At 72.5% G+C, this 26,128-nt stretch carries 23 protein-coding genes and 1 pseudogene; 10 read left to right on the forward strand and 14 right to left on the reverse strand.

All coding sequences use genetic code 11. From position 1 onward, the window contains the following. Positions 1–24: 24 nt before the first annotated feature. From ABZ840_RS02440 to ABZ840_RS02480, 9 genes are all read right to left on the reverse strand, one after another. Complete coding sequence (locus ABZ840_RS02440; protein ID WP_361551923.1) at positions 25–1,347, reverse strand: amidase; 1,323 nt, start codon at positions 1,345–1,347, stop codon at positions 25–27. Positions 1,348–1,375: 28 nt separating this feature from the next. After that, a complete protein-coding gene (locus ABZ840_RS02445; RefSeq protein WP_361551926.1) occupies positions 1,376–2,323 on the reverse strand; it encodes a PDR/VanB family oxidoreductase in 948 nt (315 codons plus the stop codon). A gap of 17 nt (positions 2,324–2,340) precedes the next feature. After that, positions 2,341–2,856, reverse strand: coding sequence for an aromatic-ring-hydroxylating dioxygenase subunit beta (locus tag ABZ840_RS02450; protein ID WP_361551929.1), 516 nt, complete (start codon positions 2,854–2,856; stop codon positions 2,341–2,343). Further along, a complete protein-coding gene (locus tag ABZ840_RS02455) occupies positions 2,846–4,141 on the reverse strand; it encodes an aromatic ring-hydroxylating dioxygenase subunit alpha (RefSeq protein WP_361551932.1) in 1,296 nt (431 codons plus the stop codon). Before ABZ840_RS02455 ends, ABZ840_RS02450 begins: the two co-directional genes overlap by 11 nt. Beyond that, positions 4,138–4,455, reverse strand: a complete 318-nt coding sequence (locus tag ABZ840_RS02460; protein WP_361551935.1) for a hypothetical protein — start codon at positions 4,453–4,455, stop codon at positions 4,138–4,140. Before ABZ840_RS02460 ends, ABZ840_RS02455 begins: the two co-directional genes overlap by 4 nt. Next, complete coding sequence (locus ABZ840_RS02465; RefSeq protein WP_361551938.1) at positions 4,452–4,976, reverse strand: nuclear transport factor 2 family protein; 525 nt, start codon at positions 4,974–4,976, stop codon at positions 4,452–4,454. The genes ABZ840_RS02460 and ABZ840_RS02465 overlap by 4 nt, the downstream gene beginning before the upstream one ends. Continuing rightward, positions 4,955–6,283, reverse strand: coding sequence for an MFS transporter (locus ABZ840_RS02470; protein ID WP_361551941.1), 1,329 nt, complete (start codon positions 6,281–6,283; stop codon positions 4,955–4,957). The genes ABZ840_RS02465 and ABZ840_RS02470 overlap by 22 nt, the downstream gene beginning before the upstream one ends. Before the next feature lie 162 nt (positions 6,284–6,445). Then, a complete protein-coding gene (locus tag ABZ840_RS02475) occupies positions 6,446–7,204 on the reverse strand; it encodes an IclR family transcriptional regulator (RefSeq protein ID WP_361551944.1) in 759 nt (252 codons plus the stop codon). A 126-nt stretch (positions 7,205–7,330) separates the two neighbouring features. Then, positions 7,331–8,638 carry a phytase gene (locus tag ABZ840_RS02480; RefSeq protein ID WP_361551947.1) on the reverse strand — a complete coding sequence of 436 codons (1,308 nt, stop codon included), beginning with the start codon at positions 8,636–8,638 and terminating at the stop codon, positions 7,331–7,333. A 398-nt stretch (positions 8,639–9,036) separates the two neighbouring features. On the opposite strand from ABZ840_RS02480, the gene lanKC reads away from it, so the two are divergent. The 4 genes from lanKC to ABZ840_RS02500 all read left to right on the forward strand — a co-directional run bounded on the left by lanKC (position 9,037) and on the right by ABZ840_RS02500 (position 15,571). Then, the gene (lanKC, locus tag ABZ840_RS02485; RefSeq protein WP_361552390.1) at positions 9,037–11,637 is read left to right on the forward strand and encodes a class III lanthionine synthetase LanKC; all 2,601 of its coding nucleotides are present in this window, start codon (positions 9,037–9,039) and stop codon (positions 11,635–11,637) included. Between the two features lie 43 nt (positions 11,638–11,680). After that, entirely contained in the window at positions 11,681–11,812 is a 132-nt protein-coding gene (locus ABZ840_RS02490) for a SapB/AmfS family lanthipeptide (RefSeq protein WP_361551950.1), read from the forward strand. A gap of 133 nt (positions 11,813–11,945) precedes the next feature. Further along, entirely contained in the window at positions 11,946–13,685 is a 1,740-nt protein-coding gene (locus ABZ840_RS02495) for an ABC transporter ATP-binding protein (RefSeq protein WP_361551953.1), read from the forward strand. 146 nt (positions 13,686–13,831) lie between these two features. Beyond that, on the forward strand, positions 13,832–15,571 hold the full coding sequence (locus tag ABZ840_RS02500) for an ABC transporter ATP-binding protein (protein ID WP_361552393.1): 1,740 nt from the start codon (positions 13,832–13,834) through the stop codon (positions 15,569–15,571). A 17-nt stretch (positions 15,572–15,588) separates the two neighbouring features. Here ABZ840_RS02500 and ABZ840_RS02505 read toward each other — a convergent pair whose 3' ends face one another. Both ABZ840_RS02505 and ABZ840_RS02510 read right to left on the reverse strand, forming a co-directional pair. Next, positions 15,589–16,194 (reverse strand): response regulator transcription factor, encoded by a 606-nt coding sequence (locus tag ABZ840_RS02505; RefSeq protein WP_361551956.1) that lies wholly within the window; start codon positions 16,192–16,194, stop codon positions 15,589–15,591. Positions 16,195–16,426: 232 nt separating this feature from the next. Then, positions 16,427–16,882, reverse strand: coding sequence for a MarR family transcriptional regulator (locus ABZ840_RS02510; protein ID WP_361551959.1), 456 nt, complete (start codon positions 16,880–16,882; stop codon positions 16,427–16,429). A gap of 188 nt (positions 16,883–17,070) precedes the next feature. Here ABZ840_RS02510 and ABZ840_RS02515 point away from each other — a divergent pair, with 188 nt between their 5' ends. The 4 genes from ABZ840_RS02515 to ABZ840_RS02530 are packed head-to-tail and all read left to right on the forward strand — an operon-like array spanning position 17,071 to position 22,905. Beyond that, positions 17,071–18,534 carry an MFS transporter gene (locus ABZ840_RS02515; protein ID WP_361551962.1) on the forward strand — a complete coding sequence of 488 codons (1,464 nt, stop codon included), beginning with the start codon at positions 17,071–17,073 and terminating at the stop codon, positions 18,532–18,534. A gap of 44 nt (positions 18,535–18,578) precedes the next feature. Further along, positions 18,579–20,432, forward strand: coding sequence for an NAD(P)/FAD-dependent oxidoreductase (locus ABZ840_RS02520; protein ID WP_361551965.1), 1,854 nt, complete (start codon positions 18,579–18,581; stop codon positions 20,430–20,432). After that, positions 20,429–22,141: a hypothetical protein gene (locus ABZ840_RS02525; RefSeq protein WP_361551968.1), complete on the forward strand. Its 1,713-nt coding sequence runs from the start codon at positions 20,429–20,431 to the stop codon at positions 22,139–22,141. Before ABZ840_RS02520 ends, ABZ840_RS02525 begins: the two co-directional genes overlap by 4 nt. After that, entirely contained in the window at positions 22,138–22,905 is a 768-nt protein-coding gene (locus ABZ840_RS02530; protein WP_361551971.1) for a glucose 1-dehydrogenase, read from the forward strand. The genes ABZ840_RS02525 and ABZ840_RS02530 overlap by 4 nt, the downstream gene beginning before the upstream one ends. Positions 22,906–22,977: 72 nt before the next feature. Here the strand turns inward: ABZ840_RS02530 and ABZ840_RS02535 are convergent, their stop codons facing one another. Next, positions 22,978–23,964, reverse strand: coding sequence for an alpha/beta hydrolase (locus tag ABZ840_RS02535; protein WP_361551974.1), 987 nt, complete (start codon positions 23,962–23,964; stop codon positions 22,978–22,980). A gap of 144 nt (positions 23,965–24,108) precedes the next feature. Here ABZ840_RS02535 and ABZ840_RS02540 point away from each other — a divergent pair, with 144 nt between their 5' ends. Next, positions 24,109–24,750, forward strand: coding sequence for a CGNR zinc finger domain-containing protein (locus ABZ840_RS02540; protein WP_361551977.1), 642 nt, complete (start codon positions 24,109–24,111; stop codon positions 24,748–24,750). Between the two features lie 35 nt (positions 24,751–24,785). On the opposite strand, the pseudogene ABZ840_RS02545 reads toward ABZ840_RS02540, so the two are convergent. Both ABZ840_RS02545 and ABZ840_RS02550 read right to left on the reverse strand, forming a co-directional pair. After that, positions 24,786–24,908: pseudogene (locus tag ABZ840_RS02545) on the reverse strand (L-rhamnose mutarotase); the annotation flags it as partial. A gap of 24 nt (positions 24,909–24,932) precedes the next feature. Further along, complete coding sequence (locus ABZ840_RS02550; protein WP_361551980.1) at positions 24,933–25,307, reverse strand: ATP-binding protein; 375 nt, start codon at positions 25,305–25,307, stop codon at positions 24,933–24,935. Between the two features lie 376 nt (positions 25,308–25,683). Between ABZ840_RS02550 and ABZ840_RS02555 the strand changes: the two genes are divergently transcribed. After that, entirely contained in the window at positions 25,684–26,073 is a 390-nt protein-coding gene (locus ABZ840_RS02555) for an STAS domain-containing protein (RefSeq protein WP_361551983.1), read from the forward strand. Positions 26,074–26,128 lie beyond the last annotated feature (55 nt).

Raw genomic sequence — 26,128 nt, forward strand, 5'->3', positions numbered from 1 at the left:
CGGTGCGTGCGGCCTCCGGCGATCCTATGGGGCGGGGTCCCCGGCGGAACGGGCCGGTGCGGCGTCGCGGGCGGACTGCTCGACGGCGTGGCCGAGCGTGAAGAGCTCTTCGAGCCGGTCGGGGTGTCCGACGAGCTGCAGCCCCAGCGGCATGCACCGGCCGTCCCGGTGGCCCGGTACGGTCACCACCGGCAGGCCGAGGAGCTGCCACGGCCGGCTCAGCACCGGCGATCCGGTGGCTGCCAGGCCCCGTGGCGCGGCGCCGGGGGCAGCCGGGCCGAGGACGGCGTCCACCTCGGTGAGCAGCGTCAGCAGCTCGGCGCGGCCCCGCTCGGCGACGGACCGGGCGTGCCGGTACGCCGTCTCCGGAATGATGCGGCCGTCCGCGAGGAGCTGGTTGAGGGGTGCGCTCAGCCGGTCCGGCGTCGCGGCTTCGTCGGCCAGCGCGCGGGCGGCCTCGTACGCCATGACGGTGGCGTGCGCCTCGGCGAGGCCGGGGGTGCGTGCCGCCCAGTCGATGTCCACCAGCTCCGCGCCGCGGGCGGCGGCCTGCTCGGCGGTCCGGTGCAGGGCCGTACGCATGTCGGCGGAGACCTCGGCCAGTTCGGTGCCCTGCCACACCGCGATCCTCGGCCGGGCCGGCGGTTCGGGCGGGTCGGCGGGCCCGTGTCCCCCGGTCAGTGCCCGGTGGGCGAGGCGCAGGTCGGCGACGGTCGGGGTGAGCAGGCCGACCGTGTCGAGGGAGGGTGACAGGCCCACGAATCCGGTGGTGTCGAGGGATCCCCCGGCCGGTGCCACGAAGCCCGCGACACCGCAGTAGGCGGCCGGCCGGGTCAGCGAGCCGGCGGTCTGGCTGCCGAGGGCGAGGGGCACCACGCCCGCCGCGACGGCGGCCGCCGAACCGCTGGAGGAGCCGCCCGGTGTGTGTGCGAAGTCGTGCGGGTTCCTGGTGGGGCCGGGCGCGAAGTAGGCGAACTCGGTGGTGACCGTCTTGCCCAGGGGCACCGCGCCGAGCTGCCGGAGCCGGGCGACCAGCGGCGCGTCGGCCGCCGCCGTCCGGCCCCGGCGCAGCGGCGATCCGCATTCGGTCGGCAGCCCGCCGACGTCGATGATGTCCTTGACGCCGAACGGGATGCCGTGGAGCGGCCCCTTCGCCGGTGCGCTGTCGAGCTGCCCGGCGGCGCGCAGGGCCCCGTCCCGGTCCACGCGTACCCATGCGCTGATGTGCGGTTCGGTCTCGTCCAGCCGGTCCAGCGCGCCGGTGACCGCGTCGTTCGCGCTCAGTGCGCCCGTGGCCGTCCCCGCCGCGAGCGCAGAGAGGGTGGGGCCGTGCCGTACTGCCGACATGTGTGGTGGTTCCTTTCCCATGGCTCGGTCACAGCTCCAGTACGAGGCGGCCCGTCCTGGCGCGGGAGACGCAGGTCGCGATCTGGTCGCCGGCCGCCTTCTCCTTGCGGGTCAGGCAGTTGTCGCGGTGGTCCGGCACGCCGTCGAGCACCGGGAGCACACAGGTGCCGCAGATGCCCTCGCGGCACGAGGTGTCGATGTCGATGCCGGCGTCCGCCAGCACCTCGACGATGCTGCGGCCGGGCGGGACGTGGAACACCTCTCCCGTGTCCAGTTCCACCTCGAACGCGTCCCCGCTGTCGGCCGTCGGCTCCAGGGGCTGGAAGTGTTCGACGTGGACCTGGTCCTCGGGCAGGGTGCGGGTCGCCATCTCGACGACGCGGTGCATGAACTCCTTGGGACCGCAGGTGTAGACGTGCGTGCCGGCGTCCGCTTCCGACAGTGCGTCAGCGAGCGCCGGGGGCTGTGCGTCGCGGGCCAGGCCGAAGTGGAACGCCACGTCGGCGGCGAACTCCGGGCCTTCCAGGAGGGGTACGAAGGCGGCCTTCTCCCGGCCGCCGGCGAAGTAGTGCAGCCGGTACGGACTGCCGTCGCGCCGCAGGTGGTGTGCCATGCCGAGCAGCGGGGTGATGCCGATGCCGGCCGCGATCAGGAGGTGCCGGGTGGCGGCGGGGGCGAGCCGGAAGAGGTTGCGGGGCTGGCTGATGAGGAGTTCGTCGCCCATGCTGACGTCGTCGTGCAGGGCGGCGGAGCCGCCTCGGGAGGGGTCCTCGCGCTTGACCGCGATGAGGTGGGAACCGGTGTCGTCGGGCGGTCCGCACAGTGAGAACTGCCGGGTGATGCCGCTCGGCCCCAGCACGTCCACATGTGCCCCGGCCTCGTACGGTGCGAAGGGGCGGCCGTCGCTGCGCCGCAGCCGGAAGACCTTCACCGCCCCGGTCTCGGCGGTGATCTCGCTGACCGTGGTGCTGATCATCGTGTGTTCTCTCCCGCCTACAGCAGGAAGCCGGACGCGTTGACGGCGTCCTCGGAGTTGACCAGCCGGACGACCTTCTCCTCGATCAGCGGCTCGGGCCCGTCCAGCCGGATGCGGTGCGTCACGTCGGCGGCGAGTACGAACGTCTCCTCGCGCCGGTGGCCGACCAGGACCTGCGCCGAGCCGAGCCGTACGGTGTCCTCGTCGCTGTCCTCCACGACGAACCGGGACAGCGTCCGGACGGTGCGCGCTGCGGCGGTCGCCGAGATCGAGTTGCCGGAGGTCAGCCGCTCGATCCGCATCCGGCGCATCCGGTCGTCGTCGTAGACCATGTTGAGCGTGGCGGCGAAGTCCTCGGCCCGAGGGTCGACGGGAATCACGTAGTGGCCTCCCGGCGCCCACAGTCGGTCCCATGCGTGGTACTCCTTGCGGTCCAGCAACTCCGCTTCGTACCAGACCAGTTGTATCGCCGCGGCGGTGCGCGGGTCGGTGAGGAACGGGGTGCCGAGGACGGGTCCGGTCTCAGCGGGCATCGGTCATCATCGCCTTCCACATCGCGTACGCCTCGCGCATGCCGGTCTCGTCGGTGGCGTGGGAGACGCGTCCCTTGCCGTCGTCCCGCTGGTCGTCGCGCTCCCGGGACAGGCCGCGGTTGACCAGGATCGGCAGGCCGGGGCCGGCCGCCGCGCCGCGCTGCACCCGGTCCCAGGCCTCGGAGTCGTCGGGGCTGCCGAAGCCGAAGGGGCCCTGGAAGTGCTCATGGATCCGCAGCCGTTCGCGGTTGACGCTCTCCGGGCCGCCGTCGAGCCCCAGCGCCAGGTGCCGGATCTCCGTCTCGGTCGCGGAGATCGGACGCAGTACCCGGAAGAAGGACATCGACATGGCCACGTTCGGGAACAGGTTGAGGTTGAAGCCGGCGCCGTGCATGGAGCGTACGAGGCGCCGCACCTTCGCCGGTTCGAAGTCCCGCGACAGCTCCTCGACGAGGTGGCTGAAGCGCTCCTGGAGCTGTTCGGTGCCGTCGTCCGCGTCGAGGTCGACGTGTTCGGGCACCATGATCATGACGCTGTGCCCGTTGCCGAGAGAGTGCGTGACGGCCTTCTCGTCGGTCATGAAGGACAGCATGCTCGCGGTCTCGGCGTCCACCGACGACATCCACGACCGGTGCACGATCGGGAAGTGGTAGCCGTCGGTGGTGTTCTCCAGCTGGATCTTCCAGTTGCCGCGGAAGCGGAACTTGTGCTCGCCCTGCACCTTGATGGGGTATCCGGCGCCCTGCTTCATGAACAGGTCCATCCAGTGCCGGGCCGGGCCGAGGAAGTCCGCCAGCGGTTCCACGTCCGGGTCGAAGCTGGCGAAGACCATGCCCGCGTAGCTGTCGGTCTTCAGCCGGTGCAGCGGGAAGTCCTTCTTCTCCAGGACGTCCTCGTAGCCGTCGGGGTACGGGATGCCGCGGAGCTTTCCGTCGAGCGCGTACGACCAGGCGTGGTACGGGCAGGTGAAGCCGTTGGCGTTGCCCTTGGGCGTTTCGCAGACGCTCGCGCCGCGGTGCCGGCAGCGGTTGAGCAGGACGTTGATGCCGCCGCGGCGGTCGCGGGTGACGATCACGGGCCGGCGGCCGACGGTCGCCGTCTTGAAGTCACCCGCCTTGGGGATCTCGCTCTCGTGGGCGACCCATACCCAGGTGCGGTGGAAGATGCGGTCCATCTCCCGCTCGAAGAGGTGCGGGTCGGTGTAGAGGGACACGTCCACCCGGTCGGGGTGGACCAGCCCGGCGATGTCGGCGTCGCCGGGGCCGGCTGCTGTCGGTGTGTTCATGGCGTCATTCCTTGGTGATCCGTGGGTGGGTCATGGAGTTCGGCCGCTTCGTCCCATTCGGCGTCGGCCGTCCAGTAGTCGCTGCCGTCGGCGCGGATGCCGTGGCGCCACTCGGTGGTGCGCCGCAGGGCGGGTTCGACGGCGGCGCAGGCGGCGTCGGCGCCCGCCGGGCCTTCCTCGGCGGCTCCCCAGTGCACCCAGTTCAGCTCCCTGCCGTCGCTGTCGTGCAGGAAGAGGTCCACGTGGTGCCAGCCGTAGTAGCGGATGTCCCGGTAGCAGGTGAGGGTCATCCGCGGGCCGTCCGGGGCGGTCATCGCGCCGTCTCCCGCGGTGGGGCCGCCGGGGCCGGGCCCAGCTCCGCGTCGAAGAGGCGTTCCGTACGGAAGTGCGCGATGCGGGCGGCGTTCCCCTCGATGCGGAAGGTCACGTCCAGCCTCGCCACGACGGCTTCCGCCGCGCCGGAGGTGTACCGGGACAGCTGCTGCATCAGCCACCTGCCCCGGACCTCGCCGGTGTGCCCGTCGGTCCATGTCGTACCGGGGTGGAGCAGGTGCACGTTGGCGCGGAAGTGCGGATGGGGCGGGAGGTGGGCCGCGACCATCTCCGCGATGGCCTCGGCGCCGGTGGTCCGGCCGAACCGGGCGCTGTAGAGCGGGCCGACGCCCTCCCACACGGCGTCCGGGGTGAACAGGTCCACCAGCCGGCCGGTCGCGTCCGGCGGCGGGGGCACGTCGCAGAGTTCCAGGTACCGGGTCAGTACGTCCTGTGCCAGGCGCCCGGGCGGCGGTGCGGCGGCGGTGTCTCCGGTGGTTTCTACGGCTGGGGTTGCGCGCATGCGGGAGCGGCCTCCTTGCAGTGTTCGGGGTGGCGGCGGCGGGTTTCGGGGGCGGCCGCCACGGCGACGACGGTGACCACGCCCAGGCCGATGAGGAACAGTGCGATCGGCCAGGACGCGCCCGCCCAGGCGAGCAGTGCGGTGGCGACGAGGGGAGAGAATCCGCCGGCGACCATCGAGGCGAGTTCGTGTCCGAGGGCCACGCCGCTGTAGCGCACCCGGCTGTCGAACAGCTCGGTGAAGAAGGCCGGCTGGGTGCCGATCATGGCCCCGTGGCAGAGGACGACCGCCACGAACACGGCCACGAACACCAGGACCGGATTGCGCGAGTCGAACATCGCGAAGAACGGATAGGCCCACAGGATCACTCCGACCGCGCCGCCCAGGTAGACGGGGCGGCGGCCGATGCGGTCGGAGAGGGCTCCGAAGGCCGGCATCGCGAACGACTCGCACAACATGCCCACCATGACAGCGGCCAGCACCACACCGCCGTCCAGCCCGATCGTGTCCGCGTAGGAGAGGCTGAAGGTGAGGAAGATGTACAGCGCGCCGTTCTCGGCGATGCGCGCGCCGAAGGCGATCAGTACGGCCCTGGGGTGGGTGCGGAGGACCTCGACGAGGGGCATCCTGGGCGGCTTCGGTGCCGCTGCCGTCTCTTGGGCCGCCGGTGTGTCCATGACCCGGAGCCGGATGACCAGGCCGACGACGGTGAGCAGGATGCCGGCCAGGAACGGGATCCGCCAGCCCCACGCGAGGAAGGAGGCGGTGCTGGTGGTCGCCTGGACCACCGCGTACGCCGCGGCGCACAGCACGAATCCGAGGCCGACACCGGTCTGGCTCCAGGCCGAGTAGAAGCCGCGCCGGTGGTCCGGCGCGTGCTCGCTGACGATCAGTACGCCGCCGCCCCACTCGCCGCCGACCGCTATGCCCTGCACGATCCGCAGTGCCATCAGCAGTACGGGCGCCCAGACGCCGAGGGTGGCGTAGCTCGGCAGGACGCCGATCAGGAAGGTCGAGACACCCATGATCATCAGGGTGATGACCAGCATCGACTTGCGGCCGAGCCGGTCGCCGAAGTGCCCGAAGACGGCACCGCCCAGCGGCCTGGCGAGGAAGCCGGCCGCGTTGGTGCCGAAGGCGGCGATCGTGCCCACCAGCGGGTCGAAGGTGGGGAAGAAGAGGGTGTTGAACACCAGCGCGGCGGCCGTGCCGTAGAGGAAGAAGTCGTACCACTCCAGCGCACTGCCGACCAGGCCGGCGACCGCCGCTCTGCGCACTTCGCGCGGGGCGCTCCCCGTCTCCGCCATCTCCGCCTCCACCTGTCGCTGCCGTGACCGGAAGCCCCGGTCAGCTGCTCAGGGATTGTTCGCGACGGCTCGGAGGGAGGAAATGGCGTTGGACCGCTGACCGGACCGGAACTTCGCGCCGTCCGGTGACCACGCGGTGCCGTCGGCGGTCGCCCGCGCCGCTCAGTCGGTGGCGTGCGCGGAGTCCCGGGTCAGCGCGCGGCCGGCCAGCCGGACCACGGGGGCGAGCCGTGCGACGTCCAGGCGGTCGACCGGGCCGACGACGGTCAGCGTCGCCACGGCGACACCCGAGGCGAGCACCGGGGCGGCGACCGCCCCGTAGCCGGCGACCAGTTCCTGGCGGTCGACGGCGTAGCCCTGCTGCCGCACCCGGTCCAGCTCGGCCCGGAGCCGGTCCGGGTCGGTGATGGTCCACTGCGTACGGCGGCGCAGCGGCGCGGCCAGCACGCGCCGGTGGATCTCGGGGGCGCCGAAGGCCAGCAGCGCCTTGCCCGAAGCGCCGCAGTGGAACGGCACCCGGCCTTCCACCTGGGTGACCGTGACGCCGCCGCCGCGCTGGCTGAAGTACTTCTCGGCGAAGAGGACGTCCTGGTCGCCGGGGAACGCGAGCACGGCGGTCTCCCGGGTGGTGAGCGCCAGGTCCTCCAGGTAGCGCGCCGCGCTCAGGCGGAGGGTCCTGGCCTGCGGGACGCGCTGTCCCAGCTCGAAGAGGAGGGAGCCGAGGACGTAGCGCCGGCCGTGCCGGTTCAGCAGGCCGACGTCGGTCAGCTCGGTGGCCACCCGGTGGGCGGTGGTCTTCGCGAGGCCGGTACGCCGCGCCAGTTCGGAGAGGCCGAGCACCGGTGACGCGGTGTCGAAGGCGGCCAGGATCAGCCGCACCTTCCGCAGCAGGGAATCGTTCTCCGGTCCGGCCTGCGCCACGGTCGCCCTCTTCTCCTCGCGTCCCCGCTCCGGCCGTGGCCCGAGCGGGAAGGTGCCAAAAAGGAGCATCGTTGCAGCTCGCAACGGCTCACGGAACACCTGCGAAGAGACGTACGGCCAGGGCGGTCAGTCGTCGACGGCCTCGGTGACCTCGGCGAGGTCGACGAACTTGAAGCCGGTGGCGGCGCGGTCGCCGTCCGCCGGGGCGTCGTGCCCGTCCTGGACGACGAGCAGACCGTGCGGATACCGGGGGCCGAGCGGCGCGTTCAGTGCGGCGGCGCCGTCGCACTCCTCGGAGCCGTCGAGGTCCGGCGAGGCGGCGGTGATCCGGAAGCCGCCCTCGTACTCGTTGTCGTCGCTCCGCTCGCGGTCGTACACGGCGAAGGTGTTGTCGCCCTGGCTGGAGGCGAGCAGGTGACCGTCCCCGTCGGGCTCGGTGAGCAGCGTCAGCCCCTCGACGTCGGCGGAGAGCCGGGTGCCGCCGTAGCCGGGGTCGTCACCCGGGGTGCACTCCTCGGTCTCCGGGTCGTACCGGCCGGGCACACCGTACTCGCGGACCTTGTCGACGAGTTGCGGCTTCGCGGTGAGGTCGGCCGGCAGCCGCCAGATCCCCACGTCCTCCTGGCCCGCGTAGAGAGTGTTGTCGCCCGGGTCCACGACCATGCCCTCGACCTGGGGAAGCTCGCCGGGCTCTGCGCAGGGCGTCCACGAGTCGCCGTTGGGAAGCCGGGAGGCGGCGGGCAGGTCCAGCGTGCGGACCCGGTGATAACCGACCTTGCCGTGCGCTGTGGCGGTCAGCTCCAGCAGCGCGAGGGTGGTGCGGTTGCGCCGGCTGACGAGCGCGTACGACCGGCCGGTCGCGGTGTCGGTCCAGGTGGCCAGGCCGTAAGCGGTCTGCTGCGCGTTGACCTCGTCCTGGTCCGCCGAGAACACCGGCGGTGCGGCGGGGTCGGTGACGTCGCTGAGCGGGCCGCCCGGCCGGTCGCGGTCGATGCGGTAGATGCGCAGGGTGTCGTGACCGCGGTCGGTGGTCATGGCCAGGTCGGTACGGCCGGACGGCAGACGCAGGCCGTGCACGAGGTCCACGTTGTTGAAGCGCCCCGGGGCGTCGTCCGGTTCCGGCGCTGGCGGTGCGGGGACAGCCTGCACGGGCCTGGCGTCGAGGTCGTAGACCCGCAGTCCGCCCTCCTTGGCCGTGGCGATCACCAGGCTGCGTGCGGGTGCCGCGGCGTTCCGCCAGATCGCCGGGTCGTCCGCGTCGGCGTTGCCGCCCGCCTCGTCGTCGTACAGCGCGGCCGTCTCGGCCCGGGGCGGGACGGCGGGCAGTGCGGTGGCGCCGTGCCCGCCGGCCTCGGCGGGCACGGCCGCGGCGAGGGCGACGAGGGTGGTACCGAGTAACAGGGTGATCGGTCGGGCGAGCGCGGATCTGCGCATGCGGACGCTCCTCACAGGATCGGGGACATGTCACGTGCGTGCGTAAGCCTGCGGTGCGAGGGCGGCCGGTACCGCCAGGGTCGACAACTCCTACGCCGGAGCCAAGGGGTACGTGAACCCCGAACGGTCCGCTGAGGCCGCGGCCGCGTCGCTGAGCAGGACGGCCCCGGTGGGCAGGTGGGAGGCCCCGCTCACCGGGGGTTCCGACGCTACGACGCGGACCGCGGGCCAAGGGGACCGTCCCGCAGGCATATGCGTTTCACACATAACTCACGTGACGTTTGCGACTGTTGGTGCTCACTGTCGTCATGAGAACGTCGGTGCGCCGGGGACGGAGCTGAAGCACACCGCGCCGCCCGGCCACCGACAGCGAGCGATCGATGACGCGGGGGGTGGATGTGAATCCGGAGTACGCCGTCTACTGTGACGCCGACCGTTGGTTCTACGACGCGCCACGCCGGGTGGCGGGGGAACGGGAGCGCGGCACCCTCTTCGAGCAGAAGGCGGGCCTCGCGCTGCCACCGGGGTGGGAGCGGCTGGACAATGGCGACTGGACGGCGTTCTCGCCGGCCGGCATACGGCTCCCCGCACAGGGGTGGAAGATCCATGTCTCGGCGGGGCCGGACAACGCCGGCACGGTGCTGCGGAAGGCCGCGGAGTACTGCTTCGCGCAGCGGCTCGCCTTCAAGTTCGTACCCAGCCGCTATCTGCTGCACATCAAGAACGCCAAGTACGCCGACCGTGCGGGCAGCGGCAAGTTCCTCACGGTGTACCCCGAGGACGAGCGGCGGTGCGAGGACTCGGCGCGGGAGCTGGACCGGCTGCTGGCCGGCGAGGAGGGCCCGTACATCCTGAGCGATCTGCGCTGGGGCGACGGTCCGGTGCACCTGCGCTACGGCGCGTTCGCCCGGCGGTACTGCCACGCCGACGACGGTGGGCTCGTCCCCGCCGTGGCGGACCCGGAGGGAAAGCTCGTACCCGATCCGCGCGGGCCGGTCTTCCGGCTGCCGGAATGGGTGACTCCCCCGGAGTTCCTCGCGCCGCACCTGGCGGCGCGCTCCGCGGACAGCCTGGCCGACCTGCCTTATACGGTCGAACGGGCACTGCACTTCTCCAACGGTGGCGGCGTCTACGCGGCGCGCGACCGGCGCACCGGCCGTCCGGTGGTCCTCAAGGAGGGCCGCCCGCATGCCGGGCTGGCCGCCGACGGCGCCGATGCGGTGGCCCGGTTACGGCGTGAACAGCAGGCGCTGGAGCGGCTGGACGGTCTGGACTGCGTCCCTCGGGTACAGGACTCCTTCACCCTCGGCGAGCACTGCTTCATGGTGCTGGAGTACATCGAGGGCACCACGCTCAACACCCTCTTCGCCCGAAGATTCCCCCTTTCCGAGGCCGATCCGCAGCCCGACCGGCTCGCCGCGCACACGGAGTGGGCGGAGCGGCTGTACCGGCTGGTCGAGCGGGCGGTGCGGCAGGTGAACGACCGCGGCCTGGTCTTCGGGGACCTGCACATGAGCAATGTGATGGTCTCGCCGGACGAGTCCTCGGTCACCCTCCTGGATTTCGAGGCCGCCACACCGGCCGAGGAGAACCGGCGGCAGGTGGTGGCCAACCCCGCGTTCGTCGCTCCCGCCGACCGCCGCGGCAAGGCGATCGACCGGTACGCACTGGCCTGCCTGAGGCTGGCGCTTTTCGTGCCCCTCACCACGCTCTTCCCGCTCGACCCGGCGAAGGCCGGTCATCTGGCGGAGATCATCGCCGACCGTTATCCAGTACGGCGCGAGCTCCTGGACCAGGCGGTCGCGGAGATCACCGGTATCCCGCCCGCGCCCGCAGGGGCGCCCGAACGGCCTGCGTACCTTCCGGTGCGTCCGGACAACTGGCCAGCGAGCCGGGACTCGCTGGTGCGGGCCGTCCTCGGCTCCGCCACACCGCTGCGGGACGACCGCTTCTTCCCGGGCGACATCGCCCAGTTCTCCTCGCCGTGCGGCGGCCAGTCGTTCGGCTACGGCACCGCGGGCGTCCTGTACGCGCTGCAGAGCGCGGGCGTCCGCTGCGAAGAGGGCGAGGAGTGGCTGCTGCGGCGCAGCAAGGAGCCCGAGTCCGGGTCGCCGGTGGGCTTCTACGACGGGTTGTCCGGTGTGGCCTGGGCCCTGGCGCGGCTGGGCCATCGCACGGCGGCCGGTGAACTCGCCGACCTGGTGGCCCGGCAGCCGCTGGACGGGCTGAACGCCGATCTGCACTCCGGGCTGGCCGGGGTCGGCCTCTCCCTGCTGGAACTGTCCCAGCTCCTCGGGGAGGAGGCACTCCAGAAGACGGCGGTGCGCTGCGCCGAGCTGACTGCCCGCCGGCTTTCCGGCACACCCGCGAAGAACGCGCGCGCAGGGCTGCTGCACGGTGCGTCCGGGGCCGCGCTGCTCTTCATCCGCCTGTACGAGTGCTACCAGGACACCGCGCTCCTGGACGCCGCGGCGACAGCGCTGCGCAGGGACCTCGCCCATTGTGTCCGCGACGAGGATCGAGGGGCGCTGCTGGTCCGCGAGGCCCGCCGTACGATGCCGTACCTCGGCGGCGGCAGCGTGGGCATCGGCACGGTCCTCGACGACTACCTCCTCCACCGGGCGGACGAGGAGTTCGCGACGGCACGCGCGGAGATCCTCCAGGCGGCGCGCTCCTCCTTCTACATCCAGCCGGGGCTGTTCAGGGGCGTGGCGGGGCTGATCCTGCATCTCGCCCGCACCGCCACGCCCGGTGACGGCCTGCGCGAGGACCTACGCCGGCTCTCGGAACTTCTCGCCTGGCACGCGATTCCCCGGCAGGGGGAGCTCGCGTTCCCCGGGGAGCAGCTGTCCCGGCTGTCGATGGACCTGTCCACCGGCACCGCCGGGTGTCTGCTCGCCCTCGGCAGTGTGCACCGCCCCGACCGGGCACACCTGCCCTTCCTCCCGCCGCTGCGGCGGCCCACAGACCGGTCCCAGCCAGGGGCCGAAGGCAAGTAACCGCTCATCACACCGGAACACTCTCCCCAGAAAGGTAACCGTCATGGCGCTTCTGGATCTTCAGGCGATGGACACCCCGGCCGAGGAGGCCACCGGCGACCTGGGCACCGGCAGCCAGGTGAGCCTGCTCATCTGTGAGTACAGCTCCCTCAGCGTCGTCGCTTGCACCCCGTGACGCGGGGCCTTCCTTCGTCCGGCTTCTGAGGCGCCGGTCAGGCATCGACGCCGACAGTGAGACGGTCCTCTGGTTCCGGGCGGGTTGTCCTCCGCCCGGAACCAGGCATGTCGGCACTCTCCCAGGAGGACCCATGGCCTCGCCCCCGGCGAGCACGGCGGAGCCGGGCCGCGGCGGACCCCTGCTGCGGGCCGCCGCCCGGCACAGCGGAGGGCGGCTGGTGGTGGTCGCGCTGTGCGCCACCGCGGCGGCAGGTGTGACGCTCACCGTGCCCGCGGTGCTCGGCCGCGCCCTCGACCTGCTGCTCTCCGGCAGTGCGCACAGCACCATGGCGGTACTGACCTGCGCCGCACTGCTCATCGCAGAGATCGGGCTGGACACCGCCGTCGCCTGGCACGGCGGCACGGCCACGGCCCGTTCCACCGCGTGGCTGCGGCGGCGCGGCGTCCGCCGGCTGCTGGCCGCCGAACCGCACCGCACCGAGTCGCTCGGCGCCGGCGACCTGGCCACCCGGCTGACCGCGAACACCACCGACGCGGGCACCGCGCCCGTCACGGCGGTGACCGCCGTGACCGCGGTGCTGCCTCCGGTGGGCGCGCTGGTGGCCCTGTTCGTCATCGACGCCTGGACCGCGCTGGCCTTCCTCGCGGGCGTCCCACTGCTGCTGCTCCTGTTGCGCTCCTTCATGCGGAGCACCGCCGACAGCAACGCCGCCTACCAGCGGACGCAGGCCACGATCGCCGGTCGGCTGGCCGAAGCGCTGACCGGCGCGCGGACCATCGCAGCGGCCGGCACCGGGGACCTGGAGCGCGCACGCATTCTGGCCCCGCTGGACGAACTCGGCGCGCAGGGCCGCCGCATGTGGCGGGTGTACGGGCTCGCCGTGGCCGGCAGCACCGTCCTGATGCCGCTGCTGACCACCGTGGTACTCGCCGTGGGCGGACTCCGGCTGGCCGCGGGGGAGATCAGCGTCGGGGAGCTGCTCGCGCTGTCCCGTTACGCGACCTACGCCGCGGGCATCGGCACGGTCACCGGAGCCCTGAGCACCCTGGTACGCGGGCGCACTGCGGCGCGCCGCGTGGGAACGCTGGAAGAACTCCCGGCGCTGCGCCACGGCGAGGCACGGCTGCCGGCCGACGGCAAGGGCACGCTGGAGCTGCGTGGCCTCACCGTCACCCGGGACGGCACACGGCTGCTCGACATTCCCTCGCTGCGGCTGCCGGGCGGCACCACCACCGCCGTCGTCGGGCCCTCGGGTTCCGGCAAGACACTGCTGGCCGCCGTGGCCGGACGGCTGCTCGATCCGGACACCGGAACGGTGACCCTGGACGGCGTACCGCTGGCCGACCTGACCCACCAGGAGACCCGGCGCGCGATCGGCACCGCGTTCGCGCGCCCCGCGCTCTTCGGCCGCACCATCGAGGACGCCCTCGCCTGCGGTCCCCGGCGGTACCCGCCGCAGGACGTACGCAGGGCGGCGCGCGCGGCCGGTGCGGACGGCTTCGTCACACTGCTGCCGCACGGCTACCGCACCCCGCTCGAAGCGGCCCCCCTCTCCGGCGGTGAACGTCAACGGCTCGGTCTCGCCCGTGCCTTCGCCGGAAGCGAGCGCTTCCTGATCATGGACGATGCCACGTCCAGCCTCGACACGGTCACCGAACAGCAGGTCAACCGCGCACTGGTCTCCGGTGAGGTGCGGGCCCGTACCCGGCTCATCGTTGCGCACCGCCCGTCGTGCGCCGCCCTCGCCGACACGGTGGTGTGGCTGGAGAAGGGAACGGTGCGGGCCACCGGAACCCACCGGCAACTGTGGCAGGACCCGGATTACCGCGCCAACTTCGCCGTGCCGACGACGACCGGAACCGGCCGGTGAGCGCCCTCGACGAGCGCGCGGTGCCCCTCGGCCGGCAGCGGGGCGCGCAGGCACGGGCTCGTGCGGAGCGGGGAGCGGGGAGGCCGGTGCGGCGCCTGTGGCGGCCCGGCCGCCGCTTCCTCGGGCAGCACCTGCGTCCGCTCGCCGTGCTCGCGGGCTGGTCGCTCCTGGAGTCCGGGCACACCTTCCTCGGCGGGTACGGCGCGGCGCGCGCGCTGGACGACGGTTTCCTGGCAGGGCGTCCGGTGACCGGCCTGCTCTGGCTGGCGGCCGCGGCAACCGCCGCCGTACTGGGCGGCTTCGCCGTCCGCGGGGTGTTCACGGGCCTGGCCGGGCTGGTGGAGCCGCTGCGCGACGGACTCGTTCGACGTACGGTGCGCGGTGCGCTGGCCGGTGCGCTCGCCGACCCCGCCCGTGCCGACACCGCGGCGGTCTCCCGGCTCACCGGGCAGACGGAGGCGGCACGGGACGGCTTCGCCGGGGTGCTGCTCACCCTGCGCTCGTTCGTGTTCACCGCGGCGGGCGCGCTGCTCGGGCTGGGGGCGCTCGCTCCTCTGCTGCTGCCGTTCGTGGTGCTGCCGCTCGTGCTGGGCACCGGCCTGTTCCTCGCGGTGCTCTCCCCCATGGCGGCGCGGCAGCGAGCCTATCTCGACGCCGACGAGGCGCTGGCGGCCGCTGCCGGACGGACCTGCGAAGGGCTGCGGGACATCACCGCCTGCGGTGCCGGCCCGCGCACCGCAGAGGAGTTGACGGAGCTCGTCGCGGCCGAGGCCGCCGCGTCCCGGGCGCTGGCCCGGTGGTCGGCGGCGCGCACCGTGGCACTCGGCGTCTCGGCGCACCTTCCGGTGCTGTCGTTGCTGGCCGGTGCGCCGTGGCTGCTGCGGAACGGTGTCACCGCCGGAGCCCTGGTCGGCGCCCTCACCTATCTGACCCAGTCCCTGCTGCCTGCGCTCAACACGCTCATGACCGCACTCGGCGCCACGGGAACCCGGCTGCTGGTGGTACTCGACCGGCTGGCCGGTGGGGCCCCCTCCCCGGCACACCGCCCGCACCCCGTTGACGGACCGGGAACCCGGCCGGTTCCGGCCACGCCGGGTACCGCGGGAGCGGGCCCGCTCAGAACTGCCGCCTCCCCGCCCGCTCCCGTACGCGACGCCGTGGGGGCGCGCCCGCCCGCCGTCGAACTCCGCTCCGTGACCTTCGGATACGGGGCCCGCCCCGTGCTGGAACGGCTGGACCTCACCGTGCGGCACGGGGAGCACCTGGCCGTGGTGGGGCCCAGCGGGATCGGGAAGTCCACCCTGACCGCACTCGTCTCAGGGATGCTGACCCCGCAGGCGGGTGAGATCCTGGTGGACGGCGGTACGGTCGTGGGCCGCCCCCCGGAGGAGCTGGCGCGGCGGCGGTCGCTCGTACCGCAGGAGGCCTACGTCTGCAGCGGCACCGTCCGGGAAAACCTCTGCTATCTGCGGCCGGAGGCCACGGACGGGGAACTGGACGCCACCCTCGAAGCGCTGAGCCTGCACCGGCTGGTGGACGGGCTCGGCGGGCTGTCGGCGGCCGTCGAGCCGCATCGGCTCTCTCAGGGGGAACGCCAGCTGTTCGCCCTTGCCCGCGCCCATCTCTCCGCCGCCCCGCTGCTCCTTCTCGACGAGGCGACCTGCCACCTGTCCCCGCGGGAGGAGGAGCGCGCCGAGACGGCACTCGCCGCGCGGCCGGGCACGCTGATCGTGGTGGCCCACCGGCTCTCCTCGGCCCGGCGCGCCGACCGGGTGCTGGTCCTGGACGGGACGAGGCCCGCGTCGGGCACCCATGACGAGCTGTTGGCCGCTTCGCCCCTCTACCGGGATCTCGTCGGCGTCTGGAGCGGCGGCGCAGGCCGCTGAGGTCCGCACCGGGATGCTCATATCCAGCCGTGCTGCCGGCAGAGGCGGATGGCGTCCATACGGTTGCGGGCGTTCACCTTGCGCGTCGCCGCGGCCAAGTAGTTGCGCACGGTGCCGATCGAGAGGTTGAGAATCCGTGCGATGTCGGACGTCGCCTGGCCGTCGGCGGTGAGGGACAGGACGGTCACCTCTCTGGCCGACAGCGGCATGTCCTTGGCCCGGAGGAAGTCCAGGGCGAGGGAGTCGTCGACGAAGCTCTCGCCCTCGGCGAGCGTCCGGATCGCCTTCACCAGGGTGCCCACATCCCCGTCGCGGTCCACGAAGGCACGGGCACCTGCGTCGCATGCCTTGAGCAGCAGCCTCGGCCGTCCCGTCGGTACCAGCACGAGCAGCTCCCCCACGCGGCGGGCGTGCGGCCGGAACCGGCCGAACGCCTCCAAGGCCGCCGCGGCGCCGGAGGACTGACAGTCCAGTACGGCCACGTCGGAGCGGAGCGCCACTGCCTGCCGGTGCCAGTTCCGACAAGGCACCGCAGTCACCTCGAAAGACGGCTCCGCGCGTAATAGCGCCACGAGCGCCGACCGGAAGAGGTCCACGTCGTGCGCCACGGTCACCTGGATCATTGCCCACCCTTCGGTTCGTCCCACCCGGATGCGGTCGTCGCGCTCCCCGCTCGCCGGCCGCACCGCAGGAGTGCCCGCATACTTCGAAAGCGAACTTTTCTCCCCGGTCGTCCCGTTGCACTGCAGGCGCACCGTCAGTCCCTGTGCCCCCTGTCGTGCGCCGTGGCAACCCCTGCGCGACTGTGCGGGGGACTTCCTCAGCGGCGTACGGGAGCCGGGGCGGACCTGCCGGTCACGGACGCGGCCAGGGGCGGCCGCCGATGCGCTCGATGCCGGTGTTGAAGCGCCGCAGGTAGCCGGCGAAGGCCGCGATGTCCTCGTCGGTCCAGTCCACCAGGATGTCGTCCAGTATGTGGATCAGGTCCTCGCGTTCCTCGTCGAGCATCTGCGTGCCCTTGTCCGTGATCCGGAACTTGCGGGCCATGCCCCCGGCGGGGTCGGGGATGCGCTCGACGAGTCCGGCGCGCATCGCCGCGGCCGTCTGCCGGTTGAGGGTGGAGGCGTCGAGGCCGAAGGCGTCGCTCAGCTCGCCGATCGACATCGGCCCCTGCATGCGGATGCGGCTGAGCAGGACGTAGGCGCTGCGCTCCAGCGCGCCGTCCTTGTGCCGGCCGCCCCGCTTGTTCAAGAACGTGTGACGGCTGAGCAGCATCTGCTCGTACTCGACCTCGTGCGTCGGCCTGACCATGCGTCCCGCCGCCTCCTGCTTCCCGCTCCTGCCGCGCCGCCGACGCATCGCGCCTCTGGGTGGCTCCTTGCCGTCATCCTCTCACGAAGATGCATCACGCACACAATGTGGCCCATACATGCGACGTGTACGATGCACATCGCTGCGAGCACAGTCGTGGTGCCGCGAACACAGTCAAGGAGTCCGCCATGGACGCCCCACGCTCGACATCCCGCCCAGGTGGCGTGGTCGCCACGCTGGCGGTCGCCGGCATCACGGCGGCGACCACGCAGACGCTGGTCACCCCGCTCCTCGCCGAGCTGCCGACGATCCTGCACACCAGCGCCTCCAACGCCGCCTGGGTGATCACCGCAACTCTGGTGGTGGGCGCCGTCTGCGTCCCCGTCTTCGGCCGGCTCGGTGACCTGGTCGGCAAGCGCCGGATGCTGCTCGTGTGCGCCGTGCCGCTGGTGGCCGGCTCAGTGGTGTGCGCGCTCGCCTCCTCCGTACTCCCGATGATCGCCGGACGGTGCCTCCAGGGCATGGGGATGGGCATGGTGCCGCTCGGCATCGCCCTCCTGCGCGATGTGGTCCCGAAGGAGCAGCTCAGCTCCTCCATCGCGCTGGTCAGTGCGTCGATGGGCATCGGCGGCGGACTCGGCCTGCCGATCGCCGCCGCCGTCGCCCAGTACGCGAGCTGGCGCGCGCTCTTCTGGGGCTGCGCCGGGCTGGCCGTGGTGGTCGCCGCCCTGCTGTGGTGCTTCATCCCGGACGTGCCGGCCGGCGCCAAGGGCCAGCGCTTCGACGGGCCCGGCGCCATCGGACTCGGCATAGGCCTGGTCTGCCTGCTGCTCGCGGTCTCCAAGGGGGCCGACTGGGGCTGGAGTTCGGCCACCACGCTCGGCCTCCTCGCCGCCGCCGTCGTGGTCCTGGCTCTCTGGGGCTGGTGGGAGCTGCGTACGCGGGACCCGCTGATAGACCTGCGCACCACCGCACGCCCCCGCGTGCTGCTCACCAACGCCGCCTCGGTCTTCGTCGGCTTCGGCATGTACGCCGGCATGCTCGTGATGCCGCAGCTGCTCCAGTTCCCCGAGGCCACCGGTTACGGCCTGGGGCAGTCGATGCTCGCGGCGGGCCTGTGGATGGCGCCCGGCGGCATCATGATGATGCTCGTCTCCCCGCTCGGCGGAAAGCTCACCGACGCCCGCGGCCCGAAGTTCACGCTGATCTGCGGCGCCCTGGTCATCGCCGCCGGCTACGGGCTGTCCATGGTGCTGATGGGCACCGCCTGGGGCATGATGCTCTTCGCCCTCGTGATCAACAGCGGGGTGGGCCTCGCGTACGGCTCCATGCCCGCGCTCATCATGAGTGCGGTGCCGCAGTCGGAGACCGCCGCGGCCAACGGCTTCAACACCCTGATGCGCTCGCTGGGCACCTCGGCCGGCGCCGCCGTGATCGGCGTGATCCTCGCCCAGCTGACCACCACGGCGGGCGGCCACACCTTCACCTCCGAGAGCGGCTTCCGCACCGCCCTGCTCGTCGGCTGCGGCGTCGCGCTGATCGCCGTCGCGATCGCGGCCGCCATACCGGGCGGGCCGCGCGCCGCCGCCGACGCCGGCCCGGCCACCGGGACCGAACCCGGACACCTCGCCTCCGCACCGCGGCACGGCTGACAGCCCGTACCGCAGCACCGCTACAGAGAGGAACAGGACCGCCGATGTCCTACCCCCACAGTCCGTCCGGCTCCGCCCCCGCCGGGGAACCCGCACTCGACCTCGACGCCCTCAAGGCCCGCTACCGGGCCGAACGGGAACGCCGGATCCGGCCCGAGGGCGGCCGCCAGTACCAGCCCGTCACCGGCCGGTTCGGGTACTACGACGAGGACCCGTACACCGAGGCCGCGCCCGCCCGTGAGCCGCTGCGCGACGCGGTCGAAGCGGTCGTCCTCGGCGGCGGGTTCGGCGGCCTCCTCGCGGGCGCCCGCCTCCGTCAGGCGGGCGTGGAGTCGATCCGGATCATCGAGAAGGGCGGCGACTTCGGCGGCACCTGGTACTGGAACCGGTACCCCGGCATCCACTGCGACATCGAGTCGTACATCTACATGCCGCTGCTGGAGGAGGTCGGCTACGTCCCGAAGTGGAAGTACGCGCCGGGCGAGGAGATACGGCAGCACGCACAGGCCATCGCGCGCACCTTCGGCCTCTACCGCGACGCCGTGTTCCAGACGCAGGTGACCGGGCTGCGCTGGGCCGACGAGACGGACGAGTGGCTGGTGAGCACCGACCGGGACGACCTGATCAGGGCCCGGTACGTGATCACGGCCAGCGGCACGCTGAGCGAGGCCAAGCTCCCGGGCATCCCCGGCATCGAGACGTTCCGGGGGCACACGTTCCACACCAGCCGCTGGGACTACGCCTACACCGGCGGTGACGCCGACGGCGGCCTGCACAAGCTGGCCGACAAGCGGGTCGCCCTGATCGGCACGGGCGCCACGGCCATCCAGTGCGTGCCCCACCTCGGCGCGGACGCGGAGCGGCTGTACGTGTTCCAGCGGACGCCGTCCTCGGTCGACGTGCGCGGCAACCGCCCCACGGACCCCGAGTGGGCCGCCGCCCTCTCCCCCGGCTGGACGCGGGAGCGCAGGGACAACTTCCTCACCCTCGTCACCGGCGGCCGGGTCGAGGAGGACCTGATCGACGACGGCTGGACCAGCAGCGCCCGGCTCCAGCAGAAGCTCATCCCGAGCGACAGCTACCGGGACGTGCCGTCCGAGGAGCGGGAGCGCGCCTACGAACTCGCCGACCACCAGAAGATGGACGAGATCCGGGCGCGGGTCGACGAGGTCGTCACGGACCCGAGGACGGCCGAACTGCTCAAGCCGTGGTACCGCTACATGTGCAAGCGGCCCACGTTCAGCGACAGTTACCTGCAGACCTTCAACCGGCCCAACGTCACCCTGGTGGACACCGCCGACAGCCACGGCGTGGAGCGGATCACCGAGAACGCCGTGGTGGTCGGCGGCGTCTCGTACGAGGTCGACTGCATCATTTTCGGCACCGGCTTCCAGGTCGGCGTCTCGGGCATCACCTCCGGACGGCTGCCGGTGCACGGCAGAGGAGGCATCGCCCTGCCCGAGGCGTGGCGGGAGGGCCCCCGGACGCTGCACGGCTTCTACAGCCACGGCTTCCCCAACCTCTTCCAGCTCGGCCCGCTGCAGAACGCCAGCTCGGTGAATTACGTGCACATCCTCGACGAGCAGGCGACCCATGTCGCCGAGGTCGTCGCCGGGGCACGCGCGCGGCGGGCCCGGTACGTGGAGCCCACCGCCGAGGCCGAGGCCGCCTGGGTCGCGACGATCCGCGAGAAGGCACCCGACCTGTACGCGTTCCAGGCCGAGTGCACCCCCGGCTACTACAACAACGAAGGCATGCCGCGGAAACGCAGCGAGTCGTACGGGGACGGGCCGGTCGCCTTCCACGCGCTGCTCCGGGAGTGGCGCGCCAACGGCGGCCTGGACGAGGTGCTCGTCGAGGCCGGTCCGGACGAGGCCTGCGGAGGAGCGCGACGATGACGGAGCATTCCAGCCGGTACGGCTCCACCGCGTCCGCACCGGCCTCGGACAGTACGCGGTGGGACGTGCGGCGGCTCAACCTGCCCAGCCCGCTGTGGGGTTCGAACGGTGTCGCGTTCGGGCCCGACGGGCGGCTGTACGCCGCGCAGTTCCTGGCCGGGCAGATCAGCGCCGTGGACCCGGCCACCGGGGACGTCGAGACGATCGTGCCGATGGACGGTCCGGTGCAGTCGCCGGACGACCTCGCCTTCGGCGCCGACGGCTCGATGTACATCACCGACCTGGTGCCGGGGCGGGTGTGGCGCCGCACCCCGCAGGGCGAGTACCGCCTCGTCTCCGACGAGGTGCAGGTGCCCAACGGCATCACCTGCATCGGCGACCGGCTCTTCGTGAACGAGATGCGGATGAACGGCCGGCTGCTGGAGCTGTTCCCGGACAGCGGTCGAGCGCCGAAAGTGCTCACCGAGGGGCTGGCCCTGGGCAACGCGATGCAGCTCGGCCCCGACGGCCACCTGTACTACCCGCACATGGTGACGGGCCAGGTCTGGCGGATCCCGCCGGACGGCGGTAGCCCGGAAGTGGTCGCCGAGGACGTGCACGAACCGGTCGCGGTCCGCTTCGACCGGGGCGGTGTCCTGATGGTCCTGTCCCGGGGCCGGTCCGGCATCGTGACCCGCATCGACCTGCACGGCACGGGCTCCCGGTCCCTCGTCACCAGCGGGCTCGTGGGCCTCGACAACGCGGCGTTCGACACCGAGAACCGGATGTTCGTCTCCAGCTTCGCCACCGGCGGCATCACTGAGCTGCACCCCGACGGCCGGACGCGGGAGATCGTGCCCCGCGGCCTCGACGGCCCCTTCGGGGTCACCGTGGACCTGGGCGGCACGGTGTACGCGGCCGACCACTACCGCGTGGCCGGGCCGGAGAGCCGCGCGGCGGACGGCACGGACGAGGTCACCACGCACGTGCTGCGGCCCTTCGCGCACGGCATCACCGCCGCCGACGGGCTGCTGCACCTCACCTCGCAGTACGGCGAGGTCACCACCTACGACCCCGAGCGCGGCACCACCCGTGTCCGGGCGGCCGGGCTGCGGCGGCCCACGGGCATCGCCGTACGGCCGGACGGCGGGCTGGCCGTCGCGGAGACGGACGCCGGCCGGGTCCTGGCCCTCGATGAGAGCAGTGAACTGGACGAGAGCCGCGAAGGGGACGGGGCGGGGCACGACACCGTGACCGTGCTCGCCGAAGGACTCGACCAGCCCGTGGATGTGGCGTTCGACGCCGCGGGGCGCTGTTACGTGAGCGACGAGCGGCGCGGCGCCGTGCTCGGGATCGAGGACGGCCGGGCCGAAACCGTCGTGGCGGGGCTCGACGCCCCGCAGGGGCTGGCCGTGCTGGGCGACGAGGTCTTCGTCGTGGAGACCGGCTCGCGGAAGCTGCGGGCGGTGTCGCTCACCACCGGGGCGCACCGGATCGAGGCCGAGGACCTGCCGGTCGGGCTGCCGCCGGGCACCGGGTCCCGTACCGATCCGGCGCTGTTCACCCACGGCATGCCCGGCGTGCCGCGGCAGTTCGCCGGCCTCGCCGCGGCGCCCGACGGCTCGCTGCTGCTTGCGGCCAACGGCGAGGGAACCGTACTGCGCCTCTCTCCCCGCGAGGGAGCCACCGTTCACCGTGCCGGAGTCCCCGGCGGAGAGGAAACCCCATGACGAAGACAGGCCTGTCGGGACGTGGTGTCGTGGTCACCGGAGCCGCTTCCGGCATCGGCCGTGCCGCTGCCCTGAAGTTCGCGGCGGAGGGTGCCCGGGTACTGGTCGCGGACCTGAACGGGGACGGCGCCGAGGACGTCGTCCGCGAGATCGGGAAGGCCGGTGGCACGGCGCTGGCCGTCGCCGGTGACCTCAGCGACCAGCAGGTGGTGGACGCGGTCGTCGAGCGGGCCGTCGCGGAATTCGGCGGCCTGGACGTCCTGGTGAACAACGCCGGGATCATGGACCGGATGTCGGCGCTGGGTGAGACCGACGACGCGGAGTGGGAGCGCGTCGTGCGGATCAACCTGACCGCGCCCTTCCTGCTGACGCGCGCCGTGCTGCCGCACATGCTCGACGCCGGGCGTGGGTCGATCGTCTTCACCGCGTCCGAGGCCGGGCTGCGGGGCGGCGCGGCGGGCGCGGCCTACACCGCTTCCAAGCACGGTGTGGTCGGCCTGGTGAAGAGCCTCGCCGTGACGTACCGGAAGCAGGGCATACGGGCCAACGCCATAGCCCCCGGCCCCACCGCCACCAACATCAGCGTCGACGCGGTGCCCGATGCGCACGGGCCCACCGTCATCGGCCAGTTGATCGGCGCGAACATCGGCCGGCTGGGCAGCGCCGAGGAGCAGGCGGACGCCCTCGTCTTCCTGGCGTCCGACGCGGCGGCGTTCATCAACGGCGCCGTCCTCCCGGTCGACGACGCCTGGTCGGCCGTCTGACGGAGGCGGCACGCGAGGGCCGTGCCGCGTGAACAGTCGCGCGGCACGGCCCCGTTGCCCCAGGCGTGCGGGTCAGTCCTCCTTCGGCAGGTGGCCGAGGAAGTCCAGCAGCGCCTCGTTGACCTCGGCGGGGCGCTCCTGCTGGGTCCAGTGGCCGCAGCCGGGGAGCGTCACCTTGCGGTGCAGCTTCGGCGCGACCTTGTCGAGGGAGTCGACGATCCGGTCGATGCCGCGCAGGGAGGTGACCATGTCGCGGTCGCCGGTGACGTACAGCGCCGGTACGTCGATGCCGCGGCCGCGGAAGACCTCCAGGAGTTCGTTGTTCCGCTCGATGTTGCGGTACCAGTTCAGGGGCCCGGTGAAGGCCCGGTCGCCATGGTTCGCGTAGTCGCGGGCGAAGGCGTCGATGTCTTCCGGGGTGAGCCAGGACGGCAGCTCGGGGTCCGGGCCGGTACCGAGCAGCGAGGCGCCCTCGGGGACGACCCACGGGCGCGGCTTCTCGTTGGCGGGGTTGTCGCCCGAACCGTTGAACAGCATCCGGCGGAAGGTCGAGGGCAGGTCCCGGGCCAGCTCGGCGTCCGCGACGCCCGGCTGCTGGAAGTAGACCTGGTAGTAGCGGTCGCCGTACTGCTTCCGGCTGACGGACGGCGGCGCCATCCCGCCGGGCAGCACCGGCGGCACGCTGAGGCCGGCGACGGCCCGTACGACGTCCGGGCGGAGCATGGCCGTCGTCCAGGCGACCGGCGCGCCCCAGTCGTGCCCGACGACCACGGCCCGCTCCTCGCCCAGCGCGTGGATCAGGGCGATCACGTCGCCGGTGAGGTGCAGCAGGCTGTACGCGTCGGCGTCGGCGGGCTGCGCACTGCGGGCGTACCCCCGCTGATCGGGCGCGACGACCCGGTATCCGGCCTCGACCAGCGGCCCGAACTGGTGGCGCCAGGAGTACCAGCTCTCCGGAAAGCCGTGCAGCAGGACGACCAGAGGTCCTTCGCCCTGCTCCGCGATGTGCAGCTTGACCCCGTTGACCTCGACGAAGCGGTGCTCGATCCCGGCAGTCACATGTCCTCCTGATGTGGGTGTGGACAGTGCGGTCCGGGACTGCCCCGGACGACATGAGCAAAAGCTTACGCTCATGTCATGGCCCCCTGTCATCCCCTCCCGTCGAATACCGGCTGTCGATATCCGGACGCGTACCATGGGCGCATGAACTGGCCGGCCACCGAGCGCTACTACCCCACCGCCGTGCCCGGCGGCCTCGGCCTCGTCCAGGATCTGCTGAACACCGCGTCCGGCGGACGGCCACGTCAGCCCGACCTGCTGGCGGAGGTGGCGTCCGCGCAGGAGTGGGCCGCGACGGCGCTGCGCTCCTGGGCCGAGGGCACCGGGCGCGGCCGAGTGCGGCTGACGCTCACCGAAGAGGATCTGCCGGAGCTGCGGCGGCTGCGCGAACAGCTGCGGCGGGCGCTGACCGCCCGGCAGGGCGCGGCGGACGCCGACGCCGTGCGCTTCACCTCGTGCACGCTCCGGGTCAGCCTGCACGGGGACGCGGCGCTGACCGCCGAGCCCGAGGGCGAGGGCTGGCGCTGGCTGACCTCCGCGGTACTGGGCGAGGCACTGCTGGCGCAGGCCACCGGGGTCTGGCAGCGGCTGAAGATCTGCCGCAACGAGAAGTGCGGCGGCGCGTTCTACGACCGCTCGCGCAACAACAGCGGGGTCTGGCACTCCACGCGCGGCTGCGGCAACGCCGCCAATCTGCGCGCCTCCCGGCAGCGCCGCCGCGAGCGGGAACGGGACTGCGGACAGGACCGCGTACCGGATGACACGGACGCGCCGAGCAGCAGCTGAGAGCCGCTGCCGTACGTCGATCAGGACGCCGCGTGTCAGTCGAGGTGGAACACCTCGGTCAGCGGGCGCATGGCCTCGTCCGGCCGCACGCCGTCAAGGGTCTCGAAGAAGGTCGCCATCTCCGCCTGCCACCGGGCGTTGACGTCCGTGGCGTCAACGTCCCGGTACGCCGCTCCCGGCCGTCAGGCGCACAGGGCGTTCGCCGACTGCTGCCAGCGGGCGCGTACCGACTTGCCGCCCGGCAGGTCCACGACCTCCACGTCGGTGGCCAGCCGCTGGACGATGTGCCAGCCGTGGCCGCCCGCGCCGCCCAGGTCGCCCTGGCGGGCGACGGGTGCCGCGGCGCTCGCGTCGTGGAGCTCCACCACCAGGAAGCCCTCCTGCACCGAGACGTTCAGCCGCCACCAGCCCGAGGCGTGCCGCTCGGCGTTGGCGATCAGCTCGGACACCACGAGCACCACCGCATCCCGGTCCACCCATGGACATTGCTCCGACAGGAAGGCGGCTGTGGCGCGCCTGGCCTGGGAGACGTCGGCCTCCTGCGAACTCGTGATCATCCCGCTCGTTCCTCCGGTACGCACCGGTATCCCGCTGTGGGCGCGGCGGAAGCATGCGCACACTTGTCGCATGGTACGGGTTCCGTCCCGCACTGTGCTGTTCCGCGTCGCCATGTTCGGAGGTGCTGGTGCCCGCCGTGGCAGCTCTCACACCGGCCCGCCCGGAAGAGGGCCGAGGCACGTGCCTGCGGCACGGCCCCTTCCGCAGGTCGTGCGCCGGGTGGGGCGCGGAATTCTTCTCGGGGTGACACATGTTTAAGTCCCCCATTCGGGGCAGTACGTGAGTGGGAACCGTCAGCACACCCGCGCCCGCGTACCCGGCCGACCCGACCGGCCGGCACTCGGGCCGGCCACCCCCACAGGAGGTACCGCGCTCGTGTCCACCGACAACGAAGCACTGAACGTCGAGGTCGAGGTCGAGGTCCGGAGCTCCGACACCGCCGTCGTCACCGTCGGCGGTGAGCTGGACCTCGACTCGGCGACCTTGCTCCACCACCATCTGGTCAACCAGCTCCACCACGGCCGCAAGCACCTTGTACTGGACCTGGCCGCCCTGGACTTCATGGACTCCATGGGCCTGAACGTCCTGCTGCGCGCGACCCGGGAGGCGCGGCAGGTGTCCGGCAACCTCTACGTCGCGGCCGTGACGCCCGCCGTGAGCCGGCTGCTGGACCTGACGGGGCTGAGCGCCACCAGCCCCGTCTACGCGACCGTGGCGGACGCCCTGGCCGCCATCGACACCGCCCCGGCCGCTCCGCAGGCGTAGCGGAACGGTGAGGCCCCCGGCGCGCCGGGGGCCTCACCGTTCTGCGCCGCGCCCG

The sequence above is a fragment of the Streptomyces sp. NPDC047117 genome (assembly GCF_040643545.1).
Classification (GTDB): domain Bacteria; phylum Actinomycetota; class Actinomycetes; order Streptomycetales; family Streptomycetaceae; genus Streptomyces.

Bases quoted from the DNA above. Each gene is read 5' to 3' on its own strand.
- ABZ840_RS02440 (WP_361551923.1), bottom strand. From the start codon at position 1,347: ATGTCGGCAGTACGGCACGGCCCCACCCTCTCTGCGCTCGCGGCGGGG.
- ABZ840_RS02445 (WP_361551926.1), bottom strand. From the start codon at position 2,323: ATGATCAGCACCACGGTCAGCGAGATCACCGCCGAGACCGGGGCGGTG.
- ABZ840_RS02450 (WP_361551929.1), bottom strand. From the start codon at position 2,856: ATGCCCGCTGAGACCGGACCCGTCCTCGGCACCCCGTTCCTCACCGAC.
- ABZ840_RS02455 (WP_361551932.1), bottom strand. From the start codon at position 4,141: ATGAACACACCGACAGCAGCCGGCCCCGGCGACGCCGACATCGCCGGG.
- ABZ840_RS02460 (WP_361551935.1), bottom strand. From the start codon at position 4,455: ATGACCGCCCCGGACGGCCCGCGGATGACCCTCACCTGCTACCGGGAC.
- ABZ840_RS02465 (WP_361551938.1), bottom strand. From the start codon at position 4,976: ATGCGCGCAACCCCAGCCGTAGAAACCACCGGAGACACCGCCGCCGCA.
- ABZ840_RS02470 (WP_361551941.1), bottom strand. From the start codon at position 6,283: ATGGCGGAGACGGGGAGCGCCCCGCGCGAAGTGCGCAGAGCGGCGGTC.
- ABZ840_RS02480 (WP_361551947.1), bottom strand. From the start codon at position 8,638: ATGCGCAGATCCGCGCTCGCCCGACCGATCACCCTGTTACTCGGTACC.
- ABZ840_RS02490 (WP_361551950.1), top strand. From the start codon at position 11,681: ATGGCGCTTCTGGATCTTCAGGCGATGGACACCCCGGCCGAGGAGGCC.
- ABZ840_RS02495 (WP_361551953.1), top strand. From the start codon at position 11,946: ATGGCCTCGCCCCCGGCGAGCACGGCGGAGCCGGGCCGCGGCGGACCC.
- ABZ840_RS02505 (WP_361551956.1), bottom strand. From the start codon at position 16,194: ATGATCCAGGTGACCGTGGCGCACGACGTGGACCTCTTCCGGTCGGCG.
- ABZ840_RS02510 (WP_361551959.1), bottom strand. From the start codon at position 16,882: ATGGTCAGGCCGACGCACGAGGTCGAGTACGAGCAGATGCTGCTCAGC.
- ABZ840_RS02515 (WP_361551962.1), top strand. From the start codon at position 17,071: ATGGACGCCCCACGCTCGACATCCCGCCCAGGTGGCGTGGTCGCCACG.
- ABZ840_RS02520 (WP_361551965.1), top strand. From the start codon at position 18,579: ATGTCCTACCCCCACAGTCCGTCCGGCTCCGCCCCCGCCGGGGAACCC.
- ABZ840_RS02525 (WP_361551968.1), top strand. From the start codon at position 20,429: ATGACGGAGCATTCCAGCCGGTACGGCTCCACCGCGTCCGCACCGGCC.
- ABZ840_RS02530 (WP_361551971.1), top strand. From the start codon at position 22,138: ATGACGAAGACAGGCCTGTCGGGACGTGGTGTCGTGGTCACCGGAGCC.
- ABZ840_RS02540 (WP_361551977.1), top strand. From the start codon at position 24,109: ATGAACTGGCCGGCCACCGAGCGCTACTACCCCACCGCCGTGCCCGGC.
- ABZ840_RS02550 (WP_361551980.1), bottom strand. From the start codon at position 25,307: ATGATCACGAGTTCGCAGGAGGCCGACGTCTCCCAGGCCAGGCGCGCC.